This is a genomic window from Carboxydocella sp. ULO1 (assembly GCF_002049255.1).
Taxonomy (GTDB): domain Bacteria; phylum Bacillota.
Genome location: NZ_BDLQ01000126.1, coordinates 1 through 414, shown reverse-complemented (window position 1 = coordinate 414; position 414 = coordinate 1). Strand labels below are relative to the sequence as shown.

Sequence of the window (414 nt, the reverse complement as noted above, 5' to 3'; positions counted from 1 at the left end):
AAGGTGGGCACTCTAGGCAGACTGCCGGTGACAAACCGGAGGAAGGTGGGGATGACGTCAAATCATCATGCCCCTTATGTCCTGGGCTACACACGTGCTACAATGGCCGGTACAGAGGGCAGCGAAGCCGTGAGGCGGAGCAAATCCCAAAAAGCCGGTCCCAGTTCGGATTGCAGGCTGCAACTCGCCTGCATGAAGTCGGAATCGCTAGTAATCGCAGGTCAGCAAACTGCGGTGAATACGTTCCCGGGCCTTGTACACACCGCCCGTCACACCACGAAAGTCTGCAACACCCGAAGCCGGTGGGCTAACCGCAAGGAGGCAGCCGTCGAAGGTGGGGCAGATGATTGGGGTGAAGTCGTAACAAGGTAGCCGTATCGGAAGGTGCGGCTGGATCACCTCCTTTCTAAGGAG

Annotated in this window: 1 rRNA gene; it reads left to right on the top strand. The window is 58.0% G+C overall.

Annotated elements, in window-relative coordinates:
• Positions 1-406: ribosomal RNA gene (locus ULO1_RS13395) — 16S ribosomal RNA — on the top strand; the annotation flags it as partial.
• Positions 407-414 lie beyond the last annotated feature (8 nt).